Here is a 1,455-nt window from a genome sequence, read left to right as displayed (position 1 = left end):
TTGAATTATGCCATTTTGGGGATGGAAAGGTAGTACTTCGGTTTGAAGGAGAAGAATACTGCGGGGTGCTTGAAAAACCAGGTCTTCATTGTCCACGACAGGCATACCTGACCATAACCGGGTCATGTATCTTCCAGTGCCGGTACTGTACGGTATGGAAAAATCCTGGACCGCGGCGGAGCATCGAAGAGATAGATGCTATGGTGGCATCAGTGTATCCTGACATCGACGCAATATCTCTGACATCCGGCATCATGACTGATATTCATGAAGAAGAGACGTACACAATTGAGGTTGTCAGAAGGCTTTTGAAGTACCATCTGCCAATCGGAGTCTCGATCTATCCTGACCCGCATACACCCTTCAGGCTTAAGGATGCTAGAGTATCGGAGGTGAAATTTAACCTTGAGACAGCAACAGATGAGCTTTTTTCAGTTATGTGTCCTGGCCTGTGCAGGGAAGATGCTCTTGTCGCCCTCCGTGCCGCAGTTCCACTCTTTGGCAGAAATCATGTCTTTTCTAACATCATCCTCGGGCTTGGTGAGACTGATGAAGAGATGACAGCCTGTATTGAACAGCTCTGTCAGGATGGGATCATACCGGTCATACGACCACTGACACCAGGGGGCGATCTGCATGATTTTCAACCCCCGCAGCCATCCCGAATCCTTGCCATAGCCCGGATACAGAGGAGCATTCTTCAAAAATATGGATTAGATCCCTCACAGGCTCTGACGATGTGCCCGGCATGTACCGGGTGTGATCTGATTTTCGGGAGGGATCTATGAGTTCAGGTCTTGGCAAGGCAATTCTCTCGTACGCCGACACTATCTATGCAGTCCCTGGCTTTCCGGTTACATCCCTCATCGAAGAGACTGGTGCAGAATTGGTCATTAATGAGAAGGTTGCCCTGGAATATGCACTCGGAGATTCACTTTCCAACAGACGATCCTGTGTGATCGTCAAACATGTGGGGATGAATGTCCTTGCCGATCCCCTTGTCCATGCAACATTCCAGGGTCTGAAGGCCGGCGTTGTCATCGTTGCTGGTGATGATCCGATTGCATCCGGGACTCAGACGGTGCAGGATTCCCGGCTTTATGGCCCTATTGCCCTGTGTCCGGTCATTGATATCTCTAATTCGGATCCGGTCGGACAGGCTTTTTTTGCATCAGAAAAATTTTCACGGGTTTCACTTCTCCGGTTTGTTCCTGATGACCTGAAACGAGCGTGGGACGGATATTCGGCATCCTTTCATCATACCATGTCTGGTACCCTTGCCGACCCGGATCTGACCATGTATGGCCGGGCAGTCCGTGCTTATGCAGCAGAAGCGGAGATGAGAGATGCCGGGTATCTTTCCGTTCCGGTCGCACCCCTCTTTTATGATCAGAGTCCGGTATCCCGCCGTGAACGGGGCTCATCACGAATGTTCTGTCCCGGCTGCCCGTTTAG

The 1,455-nt window shown here is 50.7% G+C and carries 1 protein-coding gene and 1 pseudogene; both read left to right on the top strand.

Annotated features, from left to right (window positions below):
* On the top strand, positions 1-788 hold a 788-nt coding region (locus PLA23_RS13425; RefSeq protein ID WP_324475540.1), incomplete at its 5' end, for a radical SAM protein.
* A pseudogene (locus tag PLA23_RS13420) lies at positions 785-1,455 on the top strand (thiamine pyrophosphate-dependent enzyme); the annotation flags it as partial. The gene PLA23_RS13425 and the pseudogene PLA23_RS13420, both read left to right, overlap by 4 nt.

The sequence above is a fragment of the Methanospirillum sp. genome, assembly GCF_035406105.1.
GTDB lineage: Archaea > Halobacteriota > Methanomicrobia > Methanomicrobiales > Methanospirillaceae > Methanospirillum.
The sequence above is the reverse complement of the archived record's forward strand: the minus strand, read 5'-3'. Positions and strand labels throughout refer to the sequence as shown.